Source organism: Kribbella solani (genome assembly GCF_014205295.1).
In the GTDB taxonomy this organism is placed as follows: domain Bacteria; phylum Actinomycetota; class Actinomycetes; order Propionibacteriales; family Kribbellaceae; genus Kribbella; species Kribbella solani.
In genome coordinates this window covers 3,396,362-3,420,768 of record NZ_JACHNF010000001.1, presented here as the reverse complement: position 1 = coordinate 3,420,768, position 24,407 = coordinate 3,396,362, and the positions used below count along the sequence as shown (strand labels likewise).

Below are 24,407 nucleotides of genomic sequence, written 5' to 3'. Positions count from 1 at the left end.
CGGAACACCCGGACGCGCGCTCGCACGAAGTGCAAGGGTCAGAGCGTGGCGTCGGGTGCGAACTGCGCGAGTGAGGTCTTGGCTGCCTCGGTGAGATCGGCTTCCGAGGTGGTACCCGAAGAGCGGACCGCCTCGATCCAGACCCGGACGGACTGCTCGTTGTAGCTGATCACCTCGGGAGAGTTCGCCATCTGCACCGGATCGGCGTCCGCGGGCAGTTCGCCGGTCACGTAGAGAGCCAGACCGAGCAGACCGCCGTCCCAGCCCGGGCCGACCCAGAGCGCGCCCGCGCCGCCAGGCGCCGGGGCCTCGCTCATCGAGTGTTCGAGCTCGAGCTCGGTGGACGAGCCCGCGCCGGGCAGCAGCCGGAGCTCCAGCAGACTGTTCGGCCCACCGAAGGTCACCTTGAACCGCCGCGGCGGCTCGCACTCGAGGATCTCGCCGCCGGCGTTGCCCTGCAACTGGAACGTGCCGCCGACCCGGAGCTCGCCGGTGACGGGCATGAACCAGCGTCGCATCCGCTCCGGGTCCGTCAGCGCGTCCCAGAGCTCGGCCGGCTCGGCCTGGTACGAACGGCGCATCAGCACCGTGACGGTCTCGCCGGTCCGGCTGACCTCGCGCTGGACCGCGTTCAGGTGCTCGAGGATGTCGATCACGGAGGGTTCCCTCTTCTGCTCGGTTGCTGGGATCGACCACAGAATGCCGGGCAGTACTTATATAAGTCAAGATTGAGATAATCATGCCGCTCGTACCTCCGGATCGACGGTCGCCGGCAACGGCAGTGGCGGAACGGAGTACTCGTCCGGTGGGAACGGTGTCGCGGTCGTTTCGGCCGGAGTGGTTTCGGAATCGGCGTGGGCGAAGGCCGGCGCTTCGGCGCGGGACACGCTTCTGGTGAACGCGGCTGTGCCGCGGACGAGGTCGTGGCCGAGCGAGAAGGCCTCGAGAATGACGCGGCTGCGCTGCTCGCCGGCGTCGTCGGTCCACTCGTGCGTTCGGAGCCGGCCGGTGACGATGAGTGGCTGGCCGCGCCGGACGGACTCGAACGCGTTCCGGGCCAGACTTCGCCAGCACTGCACCGTGTACCAGGTCGTGGCCTTGTCCACGTACTGGTTCAGCGCCTTGTCGAACTGGCGTGGCGTCGACCCGAGCCGGAAGGTCGTCTGCGAGTTCTTCCGGTACTCCTTGAAATCTGGGTCACTGCCGACCCAGCCGAGAACTGTCAGGTACGTTTCGCCGAGGCTCATGTCGTGGCGCCTTCCGATCGGTGTGGTCCGCTGTCACCGGAGAAGATGCACCGATCGGCGCGGGATCGGAGCCGTGAACCGGCCGGCTGTGGACAACCGCGGTGGGCGGGTTGGGTAACGCCCCGGTCGAGCACATAGGCTCTGGGTATGGCGGAATTCATCTACACGCTTCGCAACGTCCGGAAGGCGCACGGCGACAAGGTCGTTCTCGACAATGTCTCGGTCAACTTCCTCACCGGCGTGAAGATCGGCGTGGTCGGGCCGAACGGCACCGGCAAGTCCTCGCTGTTCAAGATCATGGCCGGGCTCGATCAGCCCTCCAACGGCGAGGCCCGGCTGGCCGAGGGCGCGACGGTCGGGATCCTGCTCCAGGAGCCGCCGCTGACCGAGGGCAAGACGGTGCTGGAGAACGTTCAGGAAGGGGTCGGCGACACCAAGCAGAAGCTCGACCGTTTCAACGAGATCTCCGCCGAGCTGGCCGATCCGGACGCCGACTACGACTCGCTGCTGGCCGAGATGGGTGACCTGCAGACCGAGCTCGACCACCGCAACGCCTGGGACGTCGACGCTCAGCTCGAGCAGGCGATGGACGCGCTGCGCTGCCCGCCGCCGGAGGTGCTCGTCGACAACCTCTCCGGTGGTGAGCGCCGCCGGGTCGCGCTCTGCAAGCTGCTGCTGCAGCAGCCCGATCTGCTGCTGCTCGACGAGCCCACCAACCACCTCGACGCCGAGTCGGTCCTGTGGCTCGAGCAGCACCTCCAGAAGTACCCGGGCGCCGTGATGGCGATCACCCACGACCGGTACTTCCTGGACAACGTCGCCGAGTGGATCATGGAGCTCGACCGCGGCCGGACGTACGGCTACGAGGGCAATTACTCGAAGTACCTGGAGACCAAGCAGCAGCGGCTGGTGGTCGAAGGCCAGAAGGACGCGAAGCGGCAGAAGATCCTGGAGCGCGAGCTCGAGTGGGTCCGGTCGAACGCGAAGGCCCGGCAGACCAAGAGCAAGTCCCGGCTGGCCCGCTACGAGGAGCTCGCGGCCGAGGCCGAGCGGTCCCGGAAGCTGGACATCGACGAGATCAACATCCCGGCTGGTCCCCGGCTGGGCAGCACGGTGCTGGAGGTCTCCAAGCTGGAGAAGGGCTTCGGCGACCGCAAGCTGATCGACGGCCTGACCTTCTCGCTGCCGCGGGCCGGCATCGTCGGTATCGTCGGCCCGAACGGTGTCGGCAAGTCGACGCTGTTCCGGATGATCGTCGGCGAGGAGCAGCCGGACGCCGGCACGCTGAAGCTCGGCGAGACGGTGAAGATCTCGTACGTCGACCAGTCCCGTGGTGGCCTGGACCCGAAGAAGACGGTCTGGCAGATGGTGTCCGACGAGCTCGACTTCATCAAGGTCGCGAACTTCGAGATGCCGAGCCGGGCGTACGTGGCGTCGTTCGGCTTCAAGGGACCGGATCAGCAGAAGCCGGTCGGCGTACTCTCCGGTGGTGAGCGGAACCGGCTGAACCTGGCGCTGACGCTGAAGATGGGCGGCAACCTGCTGCTCCTCGACGAGCCGACCAACGACCTGGACGTCGAGACCCTGCAGTCGCTCGAGGACGCGCTGCTCGAGTTCCCGGGCTGTGCCGTGGTGGTCTCCCACGACCGGTGGTTCCTGGACCGGGTGGCGACGCACATCCTCGCCTGGGAAGGCAGCGACGAGGACCCGGCCAAGTGGTTCTGGTTCGAGGGCAACTTCGCGTCGTACGAGGCGAACAAGGTCGAGCGCCTCGGCCCGGAGGCCGCCCGCCCGCACCGGGTCACGCACCGCAAGCTCACCCGCGACTGAGCGAGCCAGGCATCGAGGACCCCGTCTCCGGCGATCGGAGGCGGGGTCCTTCGCGTTGCTGACAGTTAGCCCTTGCGCTAAGTATTGGAGCTGATTAATACTTAGCTTCATGGCACAGTATTCGGCGGAAGTGGATGGGGTGTTCGTCGCGCTCGCCGATCCGACCCGGCGGAGCGTGATCCGGCGGCTCGGGCGCGGACCGACCAGCGTCGGCGAGCTCGCGGCGGAGTTCCCGATCACGTTGCCGTCGTTCATGAAGCACGTCCGGACGCTGGAGTCGAACGGCCTGATCCGGACCGTCAAGACCGGTCGGGTGCGTACCTGCGTACTGAACCGGGAGCGGCTCGCACTGGTCGATGACTGGCTGGCTGAACAGCGCCGGGTCTGGGAGGACCGTACCGATCGTTTGGAGCGCTTCGTCGCCGAACAAGCGGCACGAAACGAACCAGAACGGCAAGAGGAGGGCCTGTGAGTCGCGGAGAGTTCGATCCGGAGCTCGATCTGGTGGTGGAGCGGATCATCCGCGCGCCACGCAAGGTGGTGTGGGCGGCGTGGAGTGATCCGGCGCAGTTGGCGCAGTGGTGGGTGCCTGCGCCGGCGGTGTGTCGGGTTGAGCGTCTGGACCTGCGGCCGGGTGGGGCACTGGTGTCGCGGCTCAGTTCAGACGGTCTGCGGTTCGAGCCGCATCTTGACGCGGTGGTGCTGGCGGCAGACGAGTTGGAGCGGATCGCGTTCACGAATGCGATCCGCAGCGACTGGCGGCCGGCTGATCCGCAGCCGATCGTGGTCACGGTCGAGGTCGTTCTCACTGAGCATGCTGACGGCACGGACTACCGGATGATCGCTCGGCACGGCGATCCGGCCAGCCGCGGGCGGCACGCCGAGCTCGGGTTCGCCGACGGCTGGGGCACGGTGACGCGACAGCTGGCCGCGCTTGTCGAGAGCGCGGGGATCAGTTGAGGAGCACGGAAGCCGGGGGAGTCAGATGAAGAGCGTTGGAGCGGAGGGAGACAGATGAAGGTTGTGTTGACCGAGTTTGTGACGCTTGACGGGGTAAGTCAGGGGCCGGGTTCGCCGACCGAGGACATCAGTGACGGCTTCACGCGGGGTGGCTGGCTGGTGCCGTACTTCGACGAGGCGTTTGTCCGGCAGACCGTCGACTGGCTCGCCCGTGCCGACGGTCTCCTCCTCGGGCGGCGTACGTACGAAGCCTTCGCCCGTGACTGGCCGCGAATCACCGATCCGGATGACCCCTTCACCGTACGAATGAACGCCTTGCCCAAGTACGTCGTGAGTACCACGCTCGCCGAGGCGAACTGGCGACCGGCCACGATCTTGACGGGCCTGGCCGACGTCGGGGAACTGAAGCAGAGCAGCGGAGGTGAGCTGCAGATCCACGGCAGCGCGAGGCTCGGCAACGCCCTCCTGAAGGCGGGCCTGATCGATGTCGTCCGATTGGTGGTCGCGCCAACGATCATCGGTTCCGGTAGGCGCTTGTTCGAGCATCCGGGCGACACGGCAGGTCTACGGCTGACCGAGCAGGCGGCGACACCGAGCGGTCTCCTGCTGCTCGAGTACGAGACCGTCGGCGCCGCGCCGGTGGCCGAGTACGAAGGGGTCAGCGCGTTTGTCTGACGTGATCGGCCAGAACGACGTCGATGATCGGCAGGTTCTCGGTGATGAGTGCTTTCCACAGCGCCCAGCCACGAGCGCGTGCCCACATCGCGTCGTCCTGGCCGACCGCTTCGCGGAACACCTCGCGTGACGTACCGGAGAAGAATCCGTAGGCGATCACCAGGTCGCAGGCGGGATCGCCGACGCCGGACGTACCGAAGTCGATGACCGCGGCCAGACGCCCGTCCCGGACCAGCAGGTTCCCGCTCGCGATGTCGCCGTGGAACCACACCGCCGGCCGATCCCACGGCGACGCGAGCGCCGCCTTCCAGACTTCCAGGGCGAGGTCGGCGTCGATCCGCCCCTTCAGCGCCGTGAGCGCCTGCATGGTCTCGTCGTGGTAGTACTCCGGGGGCGCGCCGCGGTGGAAGCTGTGGTCGCCGGCGAGCGGTCCGTCGGTGGCGTCGACGCGCTGCAGCGCGAGGATGAAGTCCGCGACCGCGAGGGCGAACTCGGACAGGTCGGGCACCGTCTCGGGCGAAGCGGTCCGGCCGTCGATCCAGCGACGAATTGCCCAGGGGTGCGGATAGCCCTCGCCTGGTGATCCCTTCGCGACCGCGGTCGGGATGGCGACCGGCAGCTGCGGCGCGAGCACCGGAAGCCACTGGTGCTCCTTGTCCACGGCGGCGACGTAGCTGGCGTGCGTGGGCAGCCGAGCGGTCAGCTCGGAGCCCAGCCGGTACGTCCGGTTGTCCCAGCCGTCGATCTTGACCGGAGTCACCGGCAGCTCGGCCCACTGCGGGAACTGCCGTGCGATCAGTCGCTGGACGAGTGCCGCGTCGATACCGGCGCGCCCGTCTTGATGAAGTTCGGTCACGTCGTCAGCGTTCCGGACCGCGGTGACCGGCTCAATGGATTTAGCCCGGGTCTGCAGAGTTGTCGACCGCGTCCGACAGGAACCGCAGGATCACCCGGAGTTCGTCATCGGTCCGGGACGCCAGTACGCCCTGGAGCCGCGCGCCCTGCTCGGCGTACAGCGGGACCATCGTCTCCTGGATCTTTTCCAGGGCCGGCGTCACGACGACCTTGCGGCGGTCGGTCGGATCGGCCTCGCGGGTGACGAACCCGTGCGCTTCGAGCCGGTCGATAACGCCGGTGATCGTGCCGGAGGTAAGGCCGGTGTGGTCGGCCAGCTGCCGCGGCGTCAGCGGTCCGTGCGCGCGCAGCAGCGTCATGAACTGCGAGTCGCTGGCGCCCAGACCGACCTTGGCGGACACCGCGTGGTTGTACAGCACGAGCGCCGCGATGACCCGGATCAGCTGCTCCTGGATCTCGGCGGCGAGCTCTTCTCGGCTACTGGTCATGGCCACCTCAGCATAGGGCTTGCTTTTATCTCGAATCTCCAAGATACTCGAATCACCAAGATACTTGGAATCCCGAGATAAATGGAGAAATCATGAAGGTGCTGGTGATCGGTGGCGGAACCGGAGGGCTGGCGCTTGCGCACGGCCTGAAGCGGGCCGGCATCGAGGTGTCGGTGTACGAGCGGGACGCGTTGCGGACCGAAGGCCTGCACGGCTATCGGGTCGGCATCGACCCGGATGGCAGCCGGGCCCTGCACGGGCTGCTGCCGAAGGAGCTGTACGACACGTTCGTGGCCACCAAGGCCCGCGACCCGAAGTACTTCAACATGCTCACGGAGAACTTCAAGGAGGTCCTGTCGATGCAGGTCGAGCCGTCGACGGACCCGATCGAGAGCGAGAAGTCGATCAGCCGGATGACGCTTCGGCAGGTACTGCTCACCGGCCTGGAGGATGTCGTCGAGTTCGGCAGAGAGTTCACCAGGTTCGAGCAGCACGGCGATCGGGTCACCGCCCATTTCGCCGACGGTACGCAGGCCACGGGCGATCTTCTTGTCGCCGCGGACGGCGCGCACTCCCGCGTACGCCGCCAGTATCTGCCGCACGCGGACATCGAGGAGACCGGGATCATCGCGATCGCCGGAAAGCTGCCGATCACCGCGGAGAGCGCGAAGCTGGTGCCGCCGAAGGTGTTCGAGGGCATCTCGATGATCAACGCGCCGCGGGGGCTGTTCTGCATCCTGCACGTGATGGAGTTCCAGTGGGACCGCGACGGCCGGGTGAAGCACGGGATCGGCGGCAACACCGAGGAGCTGATCCGGCGCTGGCCCGGGCTGCAGTTCGACAACACCCGCGACTACATCAACTGGGGTGTGTCGGCGACCCGGGACAAGCTGCCCGCGAATGTCATGGAGCTGCGCGGCGAGGAGCTGGTGAAGCTCACGCTGGACCTGACGCCGGACTGGCATCCGGACCTTCGCCGGTTGTTCGAACTGACCGATCCCGGCACCTGTTTCCCGGTCAACATCTGGACTTCGGCGCCGGTCGAGCCCTGGCCGACGACGAACGTCACGCTGATCGGTGACGCGATTCACACCATGACGCCAGGCCGTGGCGTCGGCGCGAACACCGCGCTGCGCGACGCCGTGAACCTGTGCCGGGCGCTGATCGACGTACGCGACGGGAAACGCGAACTGATCCCGGCCGTGAACGCCTACGAGGCCAAGATGATCGAGTACGGCTTCGATGCGGTATTCAAGTCACGTGCTCAGATGACGTCGGACGATCCGATGCACAAGCCCGTGATCGGCCGGATCGCCTTGGCGGTGATGCGTACGGGCATGCGCGCGGTGAACCATCTTCCTCCGGTCAAGCGACGGATGCGGGACTCGATGCTGGCCTACCGCGGCGCCAACCGGGACGAGCTGACCCTGGAGATCACGCCGGCTCAGGCACAACGGTAGGGCGCCAAGGCAGTCGGTCAGCGCTGGCCGATGTGCTCCGCGACCGCGTCGAACACCCGGCCGACCGCGGCGAAGTCCTCGGTGCCGGCCAGGTCGACCAGGTTCTCCCGGACGCCCTCGACGTGGTACGGCGCGGCCTGCTCGAGTAGCGCGAACCCCGCGTCGGTCAGCTCCGCCCAGACGCCGCGCTTGTCGCTCGTGCAGGACGTCCGGCGGACCAGCTCGGCGTTCTCGAGGCGGCCGACGGTGTGGGTGAGCCGGGACCGGCTCTGGTGCAGCCGGTCGGCCAGGTCGGCCATCCGGAGCCGTCGCTCGGGCGACTCGGACAGGCGAACGAGGATCTCGTAGTCGTTGATGCCGATGCCGAACCGGCGCAGGTCGTCGTCCAGCTTGGCCATCAGGCGTGCGGTTCCGAGCAGGTAGGCACGCCACGCCACCTGCTGTTCGGCGTTCAGCCACCGAGTCCCAGTATCGATCGTCACGAGAACAGTGTAGCGGGAATATAGTTGACTTTTAAACCGTTGAGTCCTACCGTCGTAGTCATCGGTTGAATGTTGAACTATAGCGGCTGCGTCACCCCGACCAGTACCGACCCTTCCCGAGAGGACCTCATGAGCGACACCACCACCGGCACCCCGACCAGCACCATCCCGGGCCTGGCCGCCGGCACGTACGCCCTCGACACGGCGCACACCGAGATCGGCTTCACCGTCCGGCACCTGATGACCAAGGTCCGTGGCACCTTCCAGGAGTTCAGCGGCGAGATCGTCGTCCGGGACACCATCGAGGGCTCCACCACCAACGTCTCCATCGAGCTCGGTTCCGTGCACACCCGGAACGAGCAGCGCGACGGGCACCTGCGCTCCGGCGACTTCTTCGACGCCGAGAACAGCCCGAAGATGACCTTCGTCAGCACCGGTATCAAGGCCGCGGGCGACGACTACATCCTGGCCGGTGAGCTGACGGTCAAGGACGTCAGCAAGCCGATCGAGCTGGCCTTCGAGTTCCTCGGCGTCGACCAGAACGCCTACGGCCAGACCATCATCGGTTTCGAGGCCTCCGCGTCGATCAGCCGCAAGGACTGGGGCATCGACTTCAACGTGCCGCTCGAGGGCGGCAAGCTGCTGATCGGTGACAAGGTGGACATCCACCTCGACGTACAGGCCGCCCTGCAGGCCTGACCACAGCATCTTCCGAAAGACCCCGCGCCTGCCGGTGCGGGGTCTTCGTTATGCCTGGACCATGCGGTGGGCGAGGTCCGCGTACAGGGTGCCGAGGGCTTCGGGGTCGCCGCGGTGTGGTGTGTACCAGCGGGCTACGTCGATCGACAGGGACAGTACGGCGAGTGTGGTGCCCGGAAGGTCCGTGACGGCGAACGAGCCGTCGGCCACTCCGTCGGACAGGACCTGCTCGATCTGGTACGAGATGGCGCGGCGGATCGTTGCCACCTCGGCCAGGTGCTCGGGGGAGAGGGCGGCGAGCTCGTACTGGACCACGCGGGCGATGGTGTGATGACGTGCATGCCACGCGGTGAACGCAGCTACCAGCGACCGCAACCGCTCTGAGGGAGTCGACTGCTCCGGCGATCCAGCGAGCCGGTCCGGGGGTGAGATGGTGGGGTCTGCCGCGCGGAGGACGTTCAGCGCGGCGTTGTGGCCGTAGCGGCTGATCTCGAAGAGCAGGCGTTCCTTCGACGGGTAGTGCACGTAGAGGGCGGCGGGGCTCATACCGGCGCGGGCGGCGATGTCGCGGGTGGTTGTGGCCTGGTACCCGCGCTCGGCGAACGCGTCGATGGCGCCGGTCAGCAGCCGGCGGGCGGCGGCCGGCTGGACATGCTCCCAGACAAGCGGGTCGGTGACTGCGGACACGTTGACACCCTGCACCAAACTTGTGAAGCTAAGCAAGCGCTTAGAGGGTGTCTGAGAACCCTGCACCTACTGCGGGGCACTCGGCACGGCACCTCGCCGCACGGGTGCAAAGGCCACGATGCGCCGCATCGAGACCTTCGCCCCCGCGCACCGAGCTACCGCACCGAGCACCTCCTCGCTACGGCACAGAGTTCCCAGACACCCTCTAGCAATCAGTCTCAAATCTCGGGGAGGCCCCATGGAGCGCGTCATCTTCAGCGAGGACCATCACGCGTTCCGGGCCAGTGCGAAGGAGTACTGCGACCGCTCGCTGGTGCCGCGGATGGAGCAGTTCCTGGAGGAGAAGACGCTCGACCGCGCGGTCTGGCTGGAAGCCGGCAAGCAGGGTTTCCTCGGGCTGGACGTCCCGGAGGAGTACGGCGGTTCGAGCGTCGGCGACTACCGGTTCAACGCGGTCTTCGCGGAGGAGCTGTCGAAGGTGTCCGCGTCGCTGTCGAGTTGCTTCGGCATCCACTACGACTGCGCCGCGCCGTACCTGGTGGATCTCGGCACCGAGGAGCAGAAGCAGCGCTGGTTGCCGAAGTTCTGCTCCGGTGAGTACGTGGCCGCGATCGGGATGACCGAGCCGTCCGGCGGCTCCGACCTGGCCGCGCTGAAGACGAGCGCGAAGAAGACCGACGGCGGCTGGGTGCTGAACGGGTCGAAGACCTTCATCACGAACGGCGACATGGCCGATCTGGTCATCGTCGCGGCCCGGACCGACCCGTCGAAGGGCGCGAAGGGCATCACCCTGTTCGTGGTCGAGGAGGGGATGGACGGTTTCGCCCGTGGCCGCAAGCTGGACAAGGTCGGCCAGACCGAGTCGGGTACGTCGGAGCTCTTCTTCGAGGACGTTTTCGTTGCCGATGACAACGTGCTCGGTACCGTCGACCGCGGCTTCATCCACATGATGGAGCGGCTCGCGCAGGAGCGGGTGGGTGCCGCCGTGTCGAACATCGCGCATGCCACCCAGATCCTGGCCGAGACGATCGAGTACGTGAAGGAGCGGAAGGCCTTCGGGCAGCCGGTCGGCTCCTTCCAGTACAACAAGTTCCTGGTCGCCGAGCTGGTCACCAAGGCCGAGGTCACCCAGGCGTACGTCGACAACGCGATCGTCGCGCACGACGAGGACCGGCTGTCCGCGGTCGACGCGGCGAAGGTGAAGTGGTGGAGCGCCAGCGTGCAGAACGAGATCCTGGACGCGTGCGTGCAACTGCACGGTGGGTACGGGTACATGAACGAGTACCGAGTCGCGCGCGCCTGGCGGGATGCCCGGGTGACGAAGATCTGGGCCGGTAGCAACGAGATCATGAAGGAACTGATCGGGAGAGATCTCGGTCTCTGAGAGGGACGTGCAGATGCCTGAAGCAGTGATTGTTTCTACCGCCCGCTCGCCGATCGGACGCGCCTACAAGGGGTCGCTGGCCTCGATCCGGCCGGACGATCTGGCGGTCCAGATGATCCAGGCCGCGGTCGCGAAGGCCGGGCTGACCGGTGACCAGATCGAGGATCTGGCGCTCGGCTGCGCGGAGCCGCACGACGAGCACGGCGGGAACCTGGCTCGCCGGGTCGCGGTGCAGCTCGGCTGGGACAACACGCCCGCGACCACGGTGAACCGGTTCTGCGCGTCGTCGACGCAGACCGCGCGGATGGCGTACCACGCGATCAAGGCGGGCGAGGGCGACATCTTCGTCAGTGCCGGCGTCGAGTGCGTGTCCCGGTACAAGAACTTCGGCTCCGCCGGGGTCGGTGATCCGAGCTCGTTCAACCCGGTCTTCACCGACGCGGTGGCGCGCACGGAGAAGTACGCCGAGAGCAACGACACCTGGCACGATCCGCGCCAGGACGGGCTGATCCCGGACATCTACATCTCGATGGGCCAGACCGCGGAGAACGTGGCGACGCTGCGCGGGATCAGCCGCGCGGACCAGGACGTGTTCGGCGTCCGCTCGCAGAACCTGGCCGAGAAGGCGATCAACAACGGGTTCTTCGAGCGCGAGATCACGCCGGTGACGCTGCCGGACGGGACCGTGGTCAGCAAGGACGACGGCCCGCGGGCCGGGACGACGCTGGAGAAGGTCAGCCAGCTGCAGCCGGTGTTCCGTCCGGACGGCACCGTGACGGCCGGCAACTGCTGCCCGCTGAATGACGGCGCCGCCGCGGTCGTGATCATGAGCGACACCAAGGCCCGCGAGCTCGGGCTGACTCCGCTGGCCCGGATCGTGTCGACCGGTGTCAGCGGACTGTCGCCGGAGATCATGGGCCTCGGTCCGGTCGAGGCGTCGAAGCAGGCGCTGGCCCGGGCGGGGATGAGCATCGACGACATCGACCTGGTCGAGATCAACGAGGCGTTCGCCGTGCAGGTGATCGGTTCGGCGCGGGAGCTCGGGATCGACGAGGACAAGCTGAACGTGCACGGCGGCGCGATCGCGCTCGGCCATCCGTTCGGGTCGACCGGCGCGCGGATCATGACCACGCTGGTGAACGGGTTGCAGTTCGAGGACAAGCAGTTCGGTCTCGAGACCATGTGCGTCGGCGGTGGTCAGGGGATGGCGATCGTTCTCGAGCGCCTCAGCTGATGGGCCTCGACGGCCGGACGGCGATCGTCACCGGAGCGTCCCGCGGCATCGGGCTGGCGATCGCGCGGCGCCTCGTGCGGGACGGTGCGCGAGTGGTGATCACCGGCCGTACCCAGGAGACGCTCGACCAGGCCGTGCAGACGCTGGGCGGCCGGGAGCACGCGCTGGCCGTGGCCGGCAAGGCGGCCGATCCGGAGCACCGGTCGCAGGTGGTCGCGGCGGCAGTGGCGACGTACGGGTCGGTGGACCTGCTGGTGAACAACGCCGGCATCAACCCGATCTACGGGAAGCTGCTCGACGTCGATCAGACGGTCGCGGCCAAGATGGTGGACACCAACGTGCTGGCCGCGATCGCCTGGGTGAAGGCGTGCCGGGACGCGTGGATGCGCGCGCACGGTGGCGCCGTGGTGAATCTGTCGTCGGTGGCCGGCCTGTCACCGTCGCCCGGGATCGGCTGGTACGGCGCGACCAAGGCGATGCTGTCCCGGGTAACGCAGGAGCTGGCGGTCGAGCTGGCGCCGGAGATCCGGGTGAACGCGGTGGCCCCGGCGGTGGTGAAGACCAAGTTCGCCGGGGCGCTCTACGAAGGCCGCGAGGACAAGGTGGCGGCGACGTACCCCCTGGGCCGGTTGGGGCGACCGGAGGACGTCGCGTCGCTGGTGTGGTTCCTGCTGTCCGACGAGGCGTCGTGGATCACCGGCCAGACAGTCACCGTCGACGGCGGCCTCACCCTCAAAGGTGGGATCAGCTAGCTAGGGCTGACGTCCCTGCCAGGCGGCCAGCTGGTCGTACGGCGACGCGTCGTCCGCGACCTGTACTACCGGGCCGAACGGAACCCGCCCACCGCGCTCCTCGGCCGGAATGGACCGGCGCACGATCGGAAGTACCTGAGCCGCCAGGTCCTGATCCAGCTCGTCGAGACGGCCAGTGGCCTTGGCCAGGTCCCAGGCATGCGTGGTCAGCTCACCGGTGTAGCCGGCGAGGGCCGCCGCGCCGGGCAGCGTCCCCCAGGGCAGCGTGCAGATCTGCTCGAGTACGGCGTCGTTCGCGATTGTGCCGTCGAGTGTCGTCCGGCGTTCTTTCCAGCTGGCCGGGATGTCGTCGACGCCGGTGGCGATGACGGGAATCGTCAATGGGTCGCCGCCGCGCAGAGCCAGGTCGATGCGGGTGAGCACGCTGAGCAGATGGTTCTCGAGCGTACGGACGTCGTAGTCGTCGCACGGGGTTTGCAGGTTGTAGTGATCAGGATCGGTGCCGCCGATGAGCTGCTCGGCCTGGTCCAGGGCGCGGACGAACAGCGGGCGAGGATCGATTGCGTTCATGACGAGAGCTTCTCAGCCTATATGCGACATCTTCTGTCGCATATTATGGAAGTCGTGCGAGCGGACCGGTTGTTGCAGATCATCCTGTTGCTGCAGCGGCACGAGCGGCTGAGTGCCCGGGAGCTGGGCGAGCGGCTGGAGGTGTCGACGCGGACTGTCCTGCGGGACATGGAGGCACTGTCCGCGGCCGGTGTGCCGGTGTACAGCGAGCGCGGCCGCAACGGCGGCTGTGTGCTGTTGCCGGGGTACCGAGCCGACGTCAGTGAGTTGACGCCACGGGAGGCACAGGCGCTGTTTGCCTGGTCCGGACGTGCTGCGTTGTCGGAGGAGCTCGGACTGCGGGATGCGCTGCACACTGCGATGGGCAAGCTCGCCGCGACGCTGCCAGTCGAGCTGCAAGGGGACGCGGATGCGTTGTCCAGTGCGATCGTCGTAGACCGGCGCCGGTGGTTCGCGGAGGCCGAAGACACCGGTGCGCTACCAGTGCTGCGTCAGGCGGTGGTGAAGCAGCGGCGGGTACGGCTGCGGTACGCGTCGGCGAGTGAGGGCGTACAGCAACGAACTGTCGATCCGTGGGGGCTGGTAGAGCAGGCCGGCCGTTGGTACCTGGTGGCGGCTCATCGTGGGGCTGCACGGATGTACCGGGTCTCCAGGGTCGAACAGGCGGACATCCTGGAGGAGAAGGCCGATCGGCCGGACGGTCTGGACGTACGCACCGAGTGGGAGCGACTGCGGTCTGCTCTGGAGAAGCACCGGCCGGTGGGAGTCGACGTACTTGTTCGGGTCCGGCCGGAGCGGCTCGAGCTGATCCGGCGGATTGCTTCGCCGATGCTCGCGAAAGGTGCGGTGGCTCGCGACGTACCGAGTGACGACGAGTGGCCGCACGTACGAATGCACTTCCGGGTCCGAGAGGCCGCGTGCGGGGTACTGCTCGGTTTCTCCGGTGATCTGGAGGTGCTGGAGCCGACCGAGCTGCGCGAGCGGATGCTGGAGCTCGCCGAGGCGGCAGTCGCTACGTACGGCTGAAATGGGCGAGATGCGGACGCCCCGCCGCCGGTGACCCCGTCGCGTGCAACCACGATGGCACTTCCGGCGGTCGGGGCGATCAGTCCGACAGCACCGCGTCACTCTAGTACGAGTCGGCTACACAGCCGAATCGCGGGATTCTCGCGGCTGTTGCGATCGCGTTGCTGTTGTTAATGCATGGCGTGGGTACGCCCGGCTGGCTAGGGTCCGGGGCATGACTACTGGGGCGCTGGTCCGGCTGGCAACAGGTGATGACGCCGAGGGCGTGGCAGCGGTCCGGCGGGTGGTGTACCCGTACAAGGCGATGTCAGCGGCGGCGACGCGGCACATGATCACCGTGCAGTCGCCGGGGGAGCGGTTCCTGCCACTGGTCGCGGAGCGGGACGGCGAGCTGATCGGCTGGGGATCGGCCGGGCTGAACGTCTGGACCAGTGAACCGGGCCAGAGCGAGCTGAGCATCTATGTACATCCCGAGCACCGCAAGCGCGGCATCGGCAGCGCACTGGCCGAGCGGCTGCACCAGCACCTGACTGAGGTCGGAGCGCTTCGGGTCCGGACCTTCGTCCAGCCGGACGGCCTGGAGTTCGCTCGGAACCTCGGGTACGACGGTACGCGGCAGATGCACTACGCCGGAGTGGAGCTCGGCTCGCTGCCCGTGCAACCGGAGACACCGGACGGGATCGAGTTGGTGACGTTCGACACCGTCGACCCGCGGGCCGCGTACACCGCTGACACGATCTCCTCGCTGGACGAGCCGAGTGACTCACCATTGGACGCCGTCGAGTACGACCAGTGGCTGGAGGAGATCTGGAACAGCCCGGCGATGGACAAGTCACTGAGCGTCGCGGCAATGGCAGGTGACGAGATCGCGTCCTTCACGGTCGTCGAAACCGACACCGACCGGATGTGGTCGGGCATGACCGGAACAGTCCCGGCACATCGCGGCCGCGGCTTGGCCAAGCTGGTCAAGTCAGTTGCCCTCCGTCGCGCCGCCGCGGCCGGCATCACCGCCGCGTACACCTCCAACGACGACGTCAACGCCCCGATGCTTGCCATCAACAACTGGCTCGGCTACCGCCGCGTACAGACCGAACACGGCCTGCTCCGCTCGCTGTGAGGGTGTCTGAGACGCAGCTGTAACGCCTTTCGTTCTGGTGTGCACCTGAAAGGGCGTTATGTTCCGGGGGACTTCGCTGTTGGAAGGCCCAAGGAGTTCGGATGGAGATCAGGGCGGCTGGACCGGGGGACGTGGCCGGGGCAGTCGCGTTTCACGACGAGTTGGTGCCCTATCTGGTGGTCACCCGGGGTTTGCTGAGTCGTCGGCTGGCCGCGCCCGTGACGCCTGGGCGGTCGGAGTTCGCGGCGCTCGACGACGGAACCGTGGTGGGCTGGGCGACGAGCAACCTGATCGCCGGCTCCGATCCGTTGGACGGTGAGGTGCGGGTGCTGGTGCGGCCGGAGTACCGGGGCCGTGGGATCGGGACGCGGTTGCTGACGGCAACGCATGCCGAGCTGCGCGCGGCGGGTGCGGCCTCGGCCCGGGTGTTTTCCGAGCCAGGTGCGGTCGACTGGGCCGCGCGGTTCGGCTATCGGCAGACCCGGCAGGTGCACTACGCGGGCATCGATCCGGCCAAGGTACAGGCCGTCCCGGAGACGCCGAGCAAGGTCCGGCTGGTACCGCTGACCGACGTCGAACCGCACCAGTTGTACGCCGCCGATCAAGTTGCCCAGCGCACCAAACCCGGTGACGCGAGGATCACCTCCCGGCCGTACGAGGAGTGGCTGGCCGCGGTCTGGCGCTCACCGGACACGGTGCTCGACCTGAGCGTCGCGGCCGTGTACGACGAGCAGGTGATCGCCTTCACGCTCGGACTCGGTGACCACACGGTGATCTGGTCGAAGATGACGTCGACGATGCCGGAGTACCGCGGTCGTGGTCTGGCCAAACTGGTCAAGGCCACCGCGCTACGACAGGCGGCGAGCGCGGGCGTACGCGGGATGTACACGGCCAACTACGACGGCAACACCCCGATGCTCGCGGTGAACGATTGGCTCGGGTACCAGCGCATTGCTACCCACGCCGTGCTTGTCTGCCCACTGAGTTAGGGCACCAGCAGTACGACCGTCTCCGCGACGCACGCCGGCTTGGTGGAGTTCTCCAGTTCGATGACCCAGTGCAGGGAGACCTGGACGCCGGCCGGGGTCTCGACCGCGTTGGCGATCGACGCGCCGGCCCGGACCCGCGTACCGACCGGGACGGGGGACGGGAACCGGACCTTGTTGACGCCGTAGTTCAGCTTGGCGCTGACCCCGTCGACCTTGAACAGTTCGTCACCGAACCGGGCGATCAGGCTCAGCGTCAGGTACCCGTGCGCGATCGTCCCGCCGTACGGCCCCTTGCGCGCCCGCTCGACATCGACGTGAATCCACTGGTGGTCACCGGTGGCGTCGGCGAACTGGTTCACCTGCTCCTGGGTGATCTCCAGCCATTCGGTCTCACCCAGCCGGGTGCCGACCGCGTGCACGACCTCGTCGGCACCGGTGAAGGACTGCGGCATAGGTTCGCTCCCTACTAGTTCCGGGGTCCGCCCGCGACGTACAGCACCTGGCCGGAGACGAAACCCGCCTCCGCGCTGCAGAAGAACGATGCCGCGGCGGCGATGTCGGCCGGCGTACCGGTCCGCTGCACCGGGATGCTCGCGGCGGTCGCCTTCTTGAACTCCTCGAAGTCGACGCCGACCCGGGCCGCGGTGGCGGCGGTCATGTCGGTCTCGATGAAGCCCGGCGCGATCGCGTTCGCGGTGACGCCGAACTTGCCCAGCTCGATCGCCAGCGTCTTCGCCAGCCCCTGCAGGCCGGCCTTCGCGGAGGCGTAGTTCGCCTGGCCGCGGTTGCCCAGCGCGGACGTGGAGGACAGGAAGACCATCCGGCCGTACCCGGCCTCGACCATATGCGCCTGGCAGGCCTTCGACATCAGGAAGCTGCCCTTGAGATGTACCGACATGACCGTGTCCCAGTCGTCCTCGGACATCTTGAACAGCAGGTTGTCGCGGAGCACGCCCGCGTTGTTCACCAGGATCGTCGGCGCGCCCAGCTCGGCGGCGACCCGCTCGACCGCGGTCGCGACCTGGTCGGCCTTGCTGACGTCGGCGCCGACGCCGATCGCCCGGCCGCCGGCGCCGGTGATCGCCTCGACCGTCGCCGCGCAGGCGCCCTCGTCGAGGTCGATGACGGCGACCGCGTTGCCGTCCTGGGCGAGGCGCTGCGCGACGGCCGCGCCGATTCCCCGGGCCGCCCCGGTCACGATCGCCACCCGCTGTCCGCTCACGCCACCACTCCAATTGGTCGACTGGTCTGCCGAAGATGACATTACCCACGCTCTGTCACCCGGGATGTACCCAGGATGCGATGATCGCCGTGTGGATCATCACAGCTCGGGGTGTGCGGTGGGAAAGGTATGAGGAACCGCCACGTCTACCACTGCCCGCTGCGCTGGGGAGACCTGGACGCGCTCGGCCACGTGAACAACGGCCGGTACGTCGACTATCTCCAGGACGCCCGTGTCGACTTCCTGTTCCGGACCGCGAAGGAGCTGGGCGCCGACAACCTGGAGACCGGTCTGCTGGTCGCCCGGCACGAGGTCCAGTACCGCGCGCCGCTGCACTTCCGGCCCGAACCGGTCCGGATCGAGCTGTGGATCAGTGAGATCAAGGCAGCGTCGTTCACGGTCGACTACGAGATCCTGGACGCGGAGCCGGTGCGGCGTACGTACGTGGAGGCGCGTACCAAGCTGGTGCCGTTCGACTTCACCGCGAACCGCCTGCGCCGGATCACGCCGGTCGAGCGCACCGCACTGGAGAAGCTGGTGGGCGCATGACCTTCACGTACCAGGTGCTGGTCCGCTGGTCGGACATCGACTCGTACGACCACGTCAACAACGTCAGGTACTTCGACTACCTGCAAGAAGCCCGGATCGCGTTCCTGAGTCAGCTGATGGACACCACAGGGGACTACTTCGCGCGGTACCCGTGCGTACTGGTCAGTCAGACCGTGGACTACCTGCGGCCGATCCTGCTCCGCCACCCGCCGTACGACGTGGACGTGTGGGTTCAGTCAGTCGGTACGACCTCGTACACGCTCGGTTCGCGGATCGTGGACCGCAGTGGTGAGTCGGAGGACGTGTACGCCAAGGCGGAGTCGGTGATCGTCGCAGTGGACGGCCGGACGCATGCCAAGCGCGTGCTGGGTGACGTGGAACGGGCAGCCCTGGTCCAGCAGGTTGCGGCCACTTGAGAGACTGGGACCGACATGAGTGACCAGCAGAGCTTCTACGACGCCGTCGGTGGGGCGGATACCTTCCACCGGTTGGTGGCAGCGTTCTACCGGGGTGTTGCCGCCGATCCGGAGCTCCGGGCGATGTACCCGGAGGAGGACCTCGGTCCGGCCGAGGTGCGCTTCCGGATGTTCCTGGAGCAGTACTGGGGCGGCCCCAAGACGTACTCCGAGCAGCGTGGGCACCCGCGGCTGCGGATGCGGCACGCGCCGTTCGCCGTCACGCCGAGCGCCCGGGACCGGTGGCTCGGCCACATGCGGGCCGCGCTCGACGAGATCGCCCTGTCCCCGGAGCGGGACGCGGAGATCTGGCGGTACATGCTGATGGCCGCGGACAGCATGGTGAACACGCTCGAACCGCAGAACTGAACCACCCGGACGCGATCGACGTGTCCGGGCGCCGAACCACCCCTCTAAGGAGAGAACACGAGCATGGCTACCACTCGTACGGCCAAGGCCCACTGGGAAGGCTCGCTGATGGAGGGCGCCGGCCAGGTCGCGCTCGAGTCGTCCGGTGTCGGCACCTACGACGTCACCTGGGCCTCCCGCGCGAACGACGCCAACGGTAAGACCAGCCCGGAAGAGCTGATCGCGGCCGCGCACTCCACCTGCTTCTCGATGGCCCTGTCGCACGCGCTGGCCGGCGCGGGCAAGCCGCCGGCGTCGATCGACACCCAGGCCGACGTCACCTTCCAGCCGGGTGAGGGCATCACCGGCATCAAGCTGTCGGTGAACGGCAACGTGCCGGGCCTGACCGCCGAGGAGTTCGCCGAGTTCGCCGAGGGCGCGAAGAAGAACTGCCCGGTGTCGCAGGCGCTGTCCGCGGTCCCGATCACCCTGGACGTCACCTTCACCGCCTGACCCGCACCAACAGCGTCCGGCGAGCCACCTGGTTCGCCGGACGCACCCGTTCCAGCCCTACCTCAGCCCTGGTGCTCGCCGTGGGTTTCGGCCGTGGTGCTGTCCTCGGCCCTGGTTTCCTCTTCCTTCTCGGTGCCGGAGCCGACGCCGGAGGAGCCGGTGCTGTTCGGATCCCGGGTGGTCATGTTGCCGACCCGGAGCACCTCGCCGTTGCGTACGTACCAGGTGGTGCCGTCTTCGCCACGGAGCGTGGTGATGCGCAGACCGACCGCGACCACGGTGCCGGTCGCCTTCTCCATGTCGATCAGGTCGCCGACGCCGTACTGGTCCTCGAAGATCATGAACACGCCGGCCAAAAAGTCCTTCACCAGCGTCTGCGCGCCGAAGCCGAGCGCGACGCCGATGATGCTCGCGGACGCGATCACCGGCAGGATGTTGAAGCCGAGCTCGGCCAGCACCATCACCACCAGGACCGCGCTCAGCACGATCGTGACCGCGCTGGTCAGCAGCGAGGCGATCGTCTCCGCGCGCTGCGCCCGGCGCTCGTTCGCGAGGGTGTTCTCGACGAACTCCTGGCCGCGTTTCGACTTCGCCAGGACGCCCGCGACGGCCCCGTTGCCGGTTCGCCGGGCGAACCGGCGGATGAGCTTGTGCAGCACCCAGCGGAGGACGAAGAAACCGATGATCAGGGCGGCGATCCGGGCCGGGACCACGACGATCTGATCGGTCATCTTCAGCTTGCCGTCGGGGCCCGTCCGGAAGAAGGTCGGAAAGGTACCCGGTAGCGAAAACAGGGGGTGACTGATTAGGGACGCAAGGTAGCTGGTCAGAATAGGCATCTCGCCGCCCGATCTTAGTAAGGCTGACAAGGGAGAAGCGATCGCATGTCGAGCCGTCTGGACGACGAGCTGTCGAGGCTCGTGAGCGCCGGCGTGCTGCGCCAGTACCAGGCCGACTCGATCCGGGACGCGGCCGACGCGGAGATCGACGCGGCCCTCGCGGACCCGGGCCGGCCGCCGGCGCCGGCCGCGGCGCCGGAACAGCCCGCGGAGCCGGTCCAGACCAAAGCGAACCGACCGCTGACGGCGTCGCACCCGAACGCCCTGGTCGAGGTGCTCGGCTACATCGGCGGCGCGCTGCTGCTCGGCGCCGTCGCGCTCCTGACCTTGGCGAACTGGGGTGAGATGGGCCGCGCGGCCCGGATCAGCACCGGGACCACCGCGGCCGTGGTGCTGCTCGGCGCGGCCGTCGTGCTGGCGCTGCTGCGGCGGCGTGAGCAGCTCAGCTCGGCGCTCGCGTCGATGGGCTGCTGCGTGGCCGGGTTCGCGACGTTCGTGGCGATCGAGGGCGAGACCGGGCGAGTGGCCGGGGTGCTGGTCGCGCTCGCGCTGGCCGGCGCGGGGCTGTGCTGGCTGGCGGGTTCTTCGTTGCTGGTGGCAACTTTTGGGATCCTGGCCGTCGGTGTGTTGGTGATCACGGCAGACGTCCTCACTCCGGACACCGGTTCGGCCGCGAACAGCGCGGGGATCGCCGGGACCGGTTTCATCATCGTCGCGTTCGTGTTCGCGATGCTGGGAATGGTGCGGGATCAGGTGACGTCCTGGTCACTGGCCGGAGCCGCGATGTTCAGTTCGTCGATCTGCTGGCTGGTGCAGGAGCGCGGCGAGATCATGGCGCTTGCCGTGGGTACTGCCGGTCCTGCCGCGTTGCTGGTCGCGTACGGCCGGACGCGGCGCCCCGCGTACGCGGTGGTGGGCTGCGCGATCCTCCTGGTCATCTGGCCAACCGCCCTGTACCAGTTGACCGACAACCTGGGCGGTGTGGCAATCGGACTGGTCGTAGCGAGCGGAGTCCTGCTGGTGGCCGTCCTGATGCTCAGCCGCCGCCGCTCGAACGCATAACAGGACGCGCGCCGTTTGTACCTAGGTGCGGTTGATACGGCAGACTCGCTGGGGTGACAGCTCCCACTCCGGCCCTTGTAGAGCTTGCGGTTGCCCATGGCGTTGCGACGGAGTACTGGAACTGGCAAGGCGAGCATGTGATCGTCTCCAGCGAGGTCGTGTCGGACGTGCTGGCCGCACTCGGTGTGGATGCGTCCACACCGGAGAAGGCCGCGCTCGCGCTGGCAGAGCACCGTCAGGCGCGGTGGCGGCGTACGCTGCCCGCGACTGTGGTGATGCGGGAGGGGTGGACGCCGTGGTTCGCCGTGCACGTACCGCACGGGTCTACGGCGGAGGTGTGGGTCGACCTCGAGGACGGCGGTCAGCGGCGGGACGTACCGCAGCAGGACCACTGGGTCGAACCGGAGTGGATCGACGGCGTGCAGGTCGGTGAGGCGACGTTCCAGCTGCCCAGTGACCTGCCACTCGGGTACCACCGGCTGTGCGCGAAGGTGGGGACCAGTCCGGAGATTTCGGTCAGCACGCTGATTGTCACGCCACGCAAGCTCGAGCCGGAGAAGCTGCGCCGCACCTGGGGCTGGGTGCTGCAGCTGTACTCGGTCCGCTCACGCAGGTCGTGGGGGATCGGTGATCTGCACGACCTGGCTGATCTGGCTGCCTGGTCGGCACACGACCTGGGCGCCGGGTTCGTGCTGGTCAACCCACTGCACGCCGCTGAGCTGGCCGGCCGGATGGAACCTTCGCCGTACCTGCCGGCGTCACGGCGATTCGGTAACCCGATCTACCTCCGGATCGAGGACATCGACGAGTACGGCGACCTGGCGCCGGCGGAGCGCGACCGGGTACGGACGCTGGCACTACAGGCGCGTGCGCTGAGCGAGGACTCCGACGCGCTGGACCGGGACACGGTCTGGGCGGCGAAGCGTGAGGCGCTGCAGGTGCTCTTCCGGGTGCAGCCGTCGGTGGGGCGCATTGCCGAGTACGGCGCGTACTGCGACCGGGAGAGCCAGGGACTGATCGACTTCGCGACCTGGGCCGCGCTCGCGGACGTACACGGACCGGAGTGGAGCAAGTGGCCGGAGGAGTTGCAGTCACCGAACGCATCGGAAGTTGTTGCCTTCCGCAATGAGAACCCGGATGCGGTGGAGTTCCACTGCTGGTTGCAGTGGCAGTTGGACGAGCAGTTGGCGCGTACGCAGGCCCGGGCGAAGGCGGCGGGCATGTCGCTGGGCGTACTGCATGACCTGGCGGTAGGCGTGCACCCGGACGGTGCGGACGCGTGGGCGCTGCAGGACGTGCTGGCACCGAACATCCACGTCGGCGCGCCACCGGATGCGTTCAACCAGCAGGGCCAGGACTGGTCGCAGCCGCCGTGGCGGCCGAACGCGCTGGCCGAGACCGGGTACGCCGCCTGGCGGGATCTGGTGCGTGCCGTGATGCGGCACGGTGGCGGACTGCGGATCGACCACATCCTGGGGATGTTCCGGCTGTGGTGGGTCGTTTCACCGGAGCGCCCGACCGAGGGCACCTACGTGCGCTACGACCACGAGGCACTGGTCGGCATCCTTGTGCTGGAGGCCCAGCGGGCCGGCGTGACCGTCATCGGTGAGGATCTGGGCACTGTGGAGCCCTGGGTGCGTGACTACCTCACGGAGCGCGGTGTGCTGGGTACGTCGGTGCTGTGGTTCGAGCGGGACGCGAAGGGCAAGCCGCTGGCTCCGGAGCGCTGGCGTGAGCTCTGTCTGGCCACTGTGACGACACATGACCTTCCGCCGACCGCTGGGTACTTGGCAGGCGATCACGTGGAGCTGAGGAACCGCCTTGGCCTACTGACTCGTCCCGTGGCCGAAGAACTGGCTGTTGACGAGGCGGATCGGGACGCGTGGCTCAATGCGCTACGTGAGCGCCATCTGCTCTCCAACACCGATGGAGACGTCGAGCGGATCGTGGAGGCGCTGCACCAGTACGTGGCTCACACACCCGCGAAGCTGGTCGGGGTCGCGCTCACGGATGCGGTCGGCGAGCGGCGTACGCAGAATCAGCCGGGCACCACGGACGAGTACCCGAACTGGCGCGTGCCGCTCGGCGGACCTGAGGGCGAGCCGGTACTCGTCGAGGACCTGCCCAACAACCATCGGCTGCGACGACTGATCGGCGCACTGAACATTTAGCTTTCCGTACGCGTCTGCTCACGAACCGTTGACAATAGTTATGAACGGTTGTTTTCTATTGAGCAGGAGAGGCGCCTTCCTTCGCTGTCCACCGCCCCAACAGTGGAAGGAGATCTCATGCTGCGGATTCGGAAACTCAGCATGGCTGGAATCGCCGCCGGCGCGCTGGCGCTGACGGTGTGCACGTCGGTACTCGCCTTCGGGCACGGGTACACGACCGGCCCGACCAGCCGGGCCAAGTACTGCCAGCAAGGGACCGTGACGAACTGCGGCCAGATCCAGTGGGAGCCGCAGAGCGTGGAGGGTCCGAAGGGGTTCCCGGCGGCCGGTCCGGCGGACGGGAAGCTCTGCTCGGCTGGGCTGCCGCAGTTCGCCGAGCTCGACGATCAGCGCGGTGGCGCGTGGCCGGCCACGCGGCTCCAGGCCGGTCAGGGGTTCAACTTCACCTGGCATCTGACCGCGCCGCACGCGACGACCGACTTCAAGTACTACCTGACGAAACAGGGCTGGGACTCGGGCAAGCCGCTGACCCGGGCCGCGCTCGACCTGACGCCGTTCCTGACTGTCAGCCTGAACGGCACCCGCCCGCCGAACGACGTGTCGCACCCGGGCACGATCCCCGCCGGCCGCACCGGGCGGCACATGATCCTCGCGGTCTGGACGATCGCCGACACCGGCAACGCCTTCTACCAGTGTTCGGATGTCAGTTTCTGATTCGACCTGGCGTTTCGCCAATAACTTTCCCGGGAAATGCACTCCTTGAAACATCCGCCCCGTTTCAAGGAGTGTCCCC

The 24,407-nt window shown here is 67.6% G+C and carries 29 protein-coding genes; 19 read left to right on the top strand and 10 right to left on the bottom strand.

Annotation, left to right across the window (positions count from 1 at the left end):
- Positions 1-38: 38 nt before the first annotated feature.
- On the bottom strand, positions 39-656 hold the full coding sequence (locus HDA44_RS15390; protein ID WP_184834960.1) for an SRPBCC domain-containing protein: 618 nt from the start codon (positions 654-656) through the stop codon (positions 39-41).
- Between the two features lie 81 nt (positions 657-737).
- Positions 738-1,247, bottom strand: a complete 510-nt coding sequence (locus tag HDA44_RS15385) for a single-stranded DNA-binding protein (protein WP_184834958.1) — start codon at positions 1,245-1,247, stop codon at positions 738-740.
- A gap of 147 nt (positions 1,248-1,394) precedes the next feature.
- On the opposite strand from HDA44_RS15385, the gene ettA reads away from it, so the two are divergent.
- The 4 genes from ettA (at position 1,395) to HDA44_RS15365 (ending at position 4,712) form a co-directional block, all read left to right on the top strand.
- Positions 1,395-3,077, top strand: a complete 1,683-nt coding sequence (gene ettA, locus HDA44_RS15380; RefSeq protein WP_184834956.1) for an energy-dependent translational throttle protein EttA — start codon at positions 1,395-1,397, stop codon at positions 3,075-3,077.
- A 109-nt stretch (positions 3,078-3,186) separates the two neighbouring features.
- Positions 3,187-3,549, top strand: coding sequence for an ArsR/SmtB family transcription factor (locus HDA44_RS15375; RefSeq protein ID WP_184834954.1), 363 nt, complete (start codon positions 3,187-3,189; stop codon positions 3,547-3,549).
- Positions 3,546-4,037 (top strand): SRPBCC domain-containing protein, encoded by a 492-nt coding sequence (locus tag HDA44_RS15370; protein WP_184834952.1) that lies wholly within the window; start codon positions 3,546-3,548, stop codon positions 4,035-4,037. The genes HDA44_RS15375 and HDA44_RS15370 overlap by 4 nt, the downstream gene beginning before the upstream one ends.
- Positions 4,038-4,091: 54 nt before the next feature.
- Entirely contained in the window at positions 4,092-4,712 is a 621-nt protein-coding gene (locus tag HDA44_RS15365) for a dihydrofolate reductase family protein (RefSeq protein WP_184834950.1), read from the top strand.
- Here HDA44_RS15365 and HDA44_RS15360 read toward each other — a convergent pair.
- Positions 4,696-5,568 (bottom strand): phosphotransferase, encoded by an 873-nt coding sequence (locus tag HDA44_RS15360; RefSeq protein ID WP_184834948.1) that lies wholly within the window; start codon positions 5,566-5,568, stop codon positions 4,696-4,698. The two genes, HDA44_RS15365 and HDA44_RS15360, sit on opposite strands and share 17 nt — an antisense overlap.
- Positions 5,569-5,608: 40 nt before the next feature.
- Positions 5,609-6,055, bottom strand: coding sequence for a MarR family winged helix-turn-helix transcriptional regulator (locus HDA44_RS15355; protein WP_184834946.1), 447 nt, complete (start codon positions 6,053-6,055; stop codon positions 5,609-5,611).
- 92 nt (positions 6,056-6,147) lie between these two features.
- Here HDA44_RS15355 and HDA44_RS15350 point away from each other — a divergent pair, with 92 nt between their 5' ends.
- On the top strand, positions 6,148-7,515 hold the full coding sequence (locus HDA44_RS15350) for an FAD-dependent oxidoreductase (RefSeq protein ID WP_184834944.1): 1,368 nt from the start codon (positions 6,148-6,150) through the stop codon (positions 7,513-7,515).
- A gap of 17 nt (positions 7,516-7,532) precedes the next feature.
- Here HDA44_RS15350 and HDA44_RS15345 read toward each other — a convergent pair whose 3' ends face one another.
- Entirely contained in the window at positions 7,533-7,991 is a 459-nt protein-coding gene (locus HDA44_RS15345; RefSeq protein WP_184843661.1) for a MarR family winged helix-turn-helix transcriptional regulator, read from the bottom strand.
- A gap of 135 nt (positions 7,992-8,126) precedes the next feature.
- Between HDA44_RS15345 and HDA44_RS15340 the strand changes: the two genes are divergently transcribed.
- Positions 8,127-8,696, top strand: coding sequence for a YceI family protein (locus HDA44_RS15340; protein WP_184834942.1), 570 nt, complete (start codon positions 8,127-8,129; stop codon positions 8,694-8,696).
- A 48-nt stretch (positions 8,697-8,744) separates the two neighbouring features.
- On the opposite strand, the gene HDA44_RS15335 is transcribed toward HDA44_RS15340, so the two are convergent.
- Positions 8,745-9,383 (bottom strand): TetR-type transcription factor C-terminal domain-containing protein, encoded by a 639-nt coding sequence (locus HDA44_RS15335; protein WP_184834940.1) that lies wholly within the window; start codon positions 9,381-9,383, stop codon positions 8,745-8,747.
- A gap of 238 nt (positions 9,384-9,621) precedes the next feature.
- On the opposite strand from HDA44_RS15335, the gene HDA44_RS15330 reads away from it, so the two are divergent.
- Genes HDA44_RS15330 through HDA44_RS15320 form a run of 3 tightly spaced genes read left to right on the top strand, consistent with a single transcriptional unit; the run spans position 9,622 to position 12,753 of the window.
- Positions 9,622-10,767, top strand: a complete 1,146-nt coding sequence (locus HDA44_RS15330; protein WP_184834938.1) for an acyl-CoA dehydrogenase family protein — start codon at positions 9,622-9,624, stop codon at positions 10,765-10,767.
- A 13-nt stretch (positions 10,768-10,780) separates the two neighbouring features.
- Positions 10,781-12,001: an acetyl-CoA C-acetyltransferase gene (locus HDA44_RS15325; protein ID WP_184834936.1), complete on the top strand. Its 1,221-nt coding sequence runs from the start codon at positions 10,781-10,783 to the stop codon at positions 11,999-12,001.
- Complete coding sequence (locus HDA44_RS15320) at positions 12,001-12,753, top strand: SDR family oxidoreductase (RefSeq protein ID WP_184834934.1); 753 nt, start codon at positions 12,001-12,003, stop codon at positions 12,751-12,753. The genes HDA44_RS15325 and HDA44_RS15320 overlap by 1 nt, the downstream gene beginning before the upstream one ends.
- On the opposite strand, the gene HDA44_RS15315 is transcribed toward HDA44_RS15320, so the two are convergent.
- The gene (locus tag HDA44_RS15315) at positions 12,754-13,323 is read right to left on the bottom strand and encodes a TIGR03086 family metal-binding protein (RefSeq protein ID WP_184834932.1); all 570 of its coding nucleotides are present in this window, start codon (positions 13,321-13,323) and stop codon (positions 12,754-12,756) included. It abuts the gene before it with no gap.
- Between the two features lie 45 nt (positions 13,324-13,368).
- Between HDA44_RS15315 and HDA44_RS15310 the strand changes: the two genes are divergently transcribed.
- The 3 genes from HDA44_RS15310 to HDA44_RS15300 all read left to right on the top strand — a co-directional run bounded on the left by HDA44_RS15310 (position 13,369) and on the right by HDA44_RS15300 (position 16,455).
- The gene (locus HDA44_RS15310) at positions 13,369-14,349 is read left to right on the top strand and encodes a helix-turn-helix transcriptional regulator (protein ID WP_202887380.1); all 981 of its coding nucleotides are present in this window, start codon (positions 13,369-13,371) and stop codon (positions 14,347-14,349) included.
- A gap of 214 nt (positions 14,350-14,563) precedes the next feature.
- On the top strand, positions 14,564-15,466 hold the full coding sequence (locus HDA44_RS15305; RefSeq protein WP_184834928.1) for a GNAT family N-acetyltransferase: 903 nt from the start codon (positions 14,564-14,566) through the stop codon (positions 15,464-15,466).
- A 101-nt stretch (positions 15,467-15,567) separates the two neighbouring features.
- On the top strand, positions 15,568-16,455 hold the full coding sequence (locus HDA44_RS15300) for a GNAT family N-acetyltransferase (RefSeq protein ID WP_184834926.1): 888 nt from the start codon (positions 15,568-15,570) through the stop codon (positions 16,453-16,455).
- Here the strand turns inward: HDA44_RS15300 and HDA44_RS15295 are convergent.
- Together HDA44_RS15295 and HDA44_RS15290 are read right to left on the bottom strand one after the other, a co-directional pair.
- Positions 16,452-16,907 carry a MaoC family dehydratase gene (locus HDA44_RS15295; protein ID WP_184834924.1) on the bottom strand — a complete coding sequence of 152 codons (456 nt, stop codon included), beginning with the start codon at positions 16,905-16,907 and terminating at the stop codon, positions 16,452-16,454. The two genes, HDA44_RS15300 and HDA44_RS15295, sit on opposite strands and share 4 nt — an antisense overlap.
- Before the next feature lie 14 nt (positions 16,908-16,921).
- Complete coding sequence (locus tag HDA44_RS15290; protein WP_337906021.1) at positions 16,922-17,677, bottom strand: SDR family oxidoreductase; 756 nt, start codon at positions 17,675-17,677, stop codon at positions 16,922-16,924.
- A gap of 129 nt (positions 17,678-17,806) precedes the next feature.
- Between HDA44_RS15290 and HDA44_RS15285 the strand changes: the two genes are divergently transcribed.
- From HDA44_RS15285 to HDA44_RS15270, 4 genes are all read left to right on the top strand, one after another.
- Positions 17,807-18,226: an acyl-CoA thioesterase gene (locus tag HDA44_RS15285; protein WP_184834920.1), complete on the top strand. Its 420-nt coding sequence runs from the start codon at positions 17,807-17,809 to the stop codon at positions 18,224-18,226.
- Positions 18,223-18,642 carry an acyl-CoA thioesterase gene (locus tag HDA44_RS15280; RefSeq protein WP_184834918.1) on the top strand — a complete coding sequence of 140 codons (420 nt, stop codon included), beginning with the start codon at positions 18,223-18,225 and terminating at the stop codon, positions 18,640-18,642. The genes HDA44_RS15285 and HDA44_RS15280 overlap by 4 nt, the downstream gene beginning before the upstream one ends.
- Positions 18,643-18,657: 15 nt before the next feature.
- Positions 18,658-19,050 carry a globin gene (locus HDA44_RS15275; RefSeq protein WP_184834916.1) on the top strand — a complete coding sequence of 131 codons (393 nt, stop codon included), beginning with the start codon at positions 18,658-18,660 and terminating at the stop codon, positions 19,048-19,050.
- Between the two features lie 63 nt (positions 19,051-19,113).
- Positions 19,114-19,542 carry an OsmC family protein gene (locus HDA44_RS15270; RefSeq protein WP_184834914.1) on the top strand — a complete coding sequence of 143 codons (429 nt, stop codon included), beginning with the start codon at positions 19,114-19,116 and terminating at the stop codon, positions 19,540-19,542.
- A 62-nt stretch (positions 19,543-19,604) separates the two neighbouring features.
- Here HDA44_RS15270 and HDA44_RS15265 read toward each other — a convergent pair whose 3' ends face one another.
- Entirely contained in the window at positions 19,605-20,273 is a 669-nt protein-coding gene (locus HDA44_RS15265; RefSeq protein ID WP_238352457.1) for a mechanosensitive ion channel family protein, read from the bottom strand.
- Positions 20,274-20,426: 153 nt separating this feature from the next.
- Here HDA44_RS15265 and HDA44_RS15260 point away from each other — a divergent pair, with 153 nt between their 5' ends.
- The 3 genes from HDA44_RS15260 (at position 20,427) to HDA44_RS15250 (ending at position 24,328) form a co-directional block, all read left to right on the top strand.
- Positions 20,427-21,443: a hypothetical protein gene (locus HDA44_RS15260; protein WP_184834910.1), complete on the top strand. Its 1,017-nt coding sequence runs from the start codon at positions 20,427-20,429 to the stop codon at positions 21,441-21,443.
- Between the two features lie 53 nt (positions 21,444-21,496).
- Positions 21,497-23,614 (top strand): 4-alpha-glucanotransferase, encoded by a 2,118-nt coding sequence (gene malQ, locus HDA44_RS15255; RefSeq protein WP_184834908.1) that lies wholly within the window; start codon positions 21,497-21,499, stop codon positions 23,612-23,614.
- A gap of 117 nt (positions 23,615-23,731) precedes the next feature.
- On the top strand, positions 23,732-24,328 hold the full coding sequence (locus HDA44_RS15250) for a lytic polysaccharide monooxygenase auxiliary activity family 9 protein (RefSeq protein WP_184834906.1): 597 nt from the start codon (positions 23,732-23,734) through the stop codon (positions 24,326-24,328).
- Positions 24,329-24,407 lie beyond the last annotated feature (79 nt).

Excerpts from the sequence above, each read along its gene's own strand:
- HDA44_RS15340 (WP_184834942.1), top strand. The coding sequence starts at position 8,127 with ATGAGCGACACCACCACCGGCACCCCGACCAGCACCATCCCGGGCCTG.
- HDA44_RS15330 (WP_184834938.1), top strand. The coding sequence starts at position 9,622 with ATGGAGCGCGTCATCTTCAGCGAGGACCATCACGCGTTCCGGGCCAGT.
- HDA44_RS15285 (WP_184834920.1), top strand. The coding sequence starts at position 17,807 with ATGAGGAACCGCCACGTCTACCACTGCCCGCTGCGCTGGGGAGACCTG.
- HDA44_RS15385 (WP_184834958.1), bottom strand. The coding sequence starts at position 1,247 with ATGAGCCTCGGCGAAACGTACCTGACAGTTCTCGGCTGGGTCGGCAGT.
- HDA44_RS15365 (WP_184834950.1), top strand. The coding sequence starts at position 4,092 with ATGAAGGTTGTGTTGACCGAGTTTGTGACGCTTGACGGGGTAAGTCAG.
- HDA44_RS15305 (WP_184834928.1), top strand. The coding sequence starts at position 14,564 with ATGACTACTGGGGCGCTGGTCCGGCTGGCAACAGGTGATGACGCCGAG.
- HDA44_RS15355 (WP_184834946.1), bottom strand. The coding sequence starts at position 6,055 with ATGACCAGTAGCCGAGAAGAGCTCGCCGCCGAGATCCAGGAGCAGCTG.
- HDA44_RS15250 (WP_184834906.1), top strand. The coding sequence starts at position 23,732 with ATGCTGCGGATTCGGAAACTCAGCATGGCTGGAATCGCCGCCGGCGCG.
- ettA (WP_184834956.1), top strand. The coding sequence starts at position 1,395 with ATGGCGGAATTCATCTACACGCTTCGCAACGTCCGGAAGGCGCACGGC.
- HDA44_RS15350 (WP_184834944.1), top strand. The coding sequence starts at position 6,148 with ATGAAGGTGCTGGTGATCGGTGGCGGAACCGGAGGGCTGGCGCTTGCG.
- HDA44_RS15275 (WP_184834916.1), top strand. The coding sequence starts at position 18,658 with ATGAGTGACCAGCAGAGCTTCTACGACGCCGTCGGTGGGGCGGATACC.
- HDA44_RS15280 (WP_184834918.1), top strand. The coding sequence starts at position 18,223 with ATGACCTTCACGTACCAGGTGCTGGTCCGCTGGTCGGACATCGACTCG.
- HDA44_RS15310 (WP_202887380.1), top strand. The coding sequence starts at position 13,369 with ATGGAAGTCGTGCGAGCGGACCGGTTGTTGCAGATCATCCTGTTGCTG.
- HDA44_RS15260 (WP_184834910.1), top strand. The coding sequence starts at position 20,427 with ATGTCGAGCCGTCTGGACGACGAGCTGTCGAGGCTCGTGAGCGCCGGC.
- HDA44_RS15320 (WP_184834934.1), top strand. The coding sequence starts at position 12,001 with ATGGGCCTCGACGGCCGGACGGCGATCGTCACCGGAGCGTCCCGCGGC.
- HDA44_RS15375 (WP_184834954.1), top strand. The coding sequence starts at position 3,187 with ATGGCACAGTATTCGGCGGAAGTGGATGGGGTGTTCGTCGCGCTCGCC.
- HDA44_RS15265 (WP_238352457.1), bottom strand. The coding sequence starts at position 20,273 with ATGACCGATCAGATCGTCGTGGTCCCGGCCCGGATCGCCGCCCTGATC.
- HDA44_RS15270 (WP_184834914.1), top strand. The coding sequence starts at position 19,114 with ATGGCTACCACTCGTACGGCCAAGGCCCACTGGGAAGGCTCGCTGATG.
- HDA44_RS15300 (WP_184834926.1), top strand. The coding sequence starts at position 15,568 with ATGGAGATCAGGGCGGCTGGACCGGGGGACGTGGCCGGGGCAGTCGCG.
- HDA44_RS15315 (WP_184834932.1), bottom strand. The coding sequence starts at position 13,323 with ATGAACGCAATCGATCCTCGCCCGCTGTTCGTCCGCGCCCTGGACCAG.
- HDA44_RS15295 (WP_184834924.1), bottom strand. The coding sequence starts at position 16,907 with ATGCCGCAGTCCTTCACCGGTGCCGACGAGGTCGTGCACGCGGTCGGC.
- HDA44_RS15325 (WP_184834936.1), top strand. The coding sequence starts at position 10,781 with ATGCCTGAAGCAGTGATTGTTTCTACCGCCCGCTCGCCGATCGGACGC.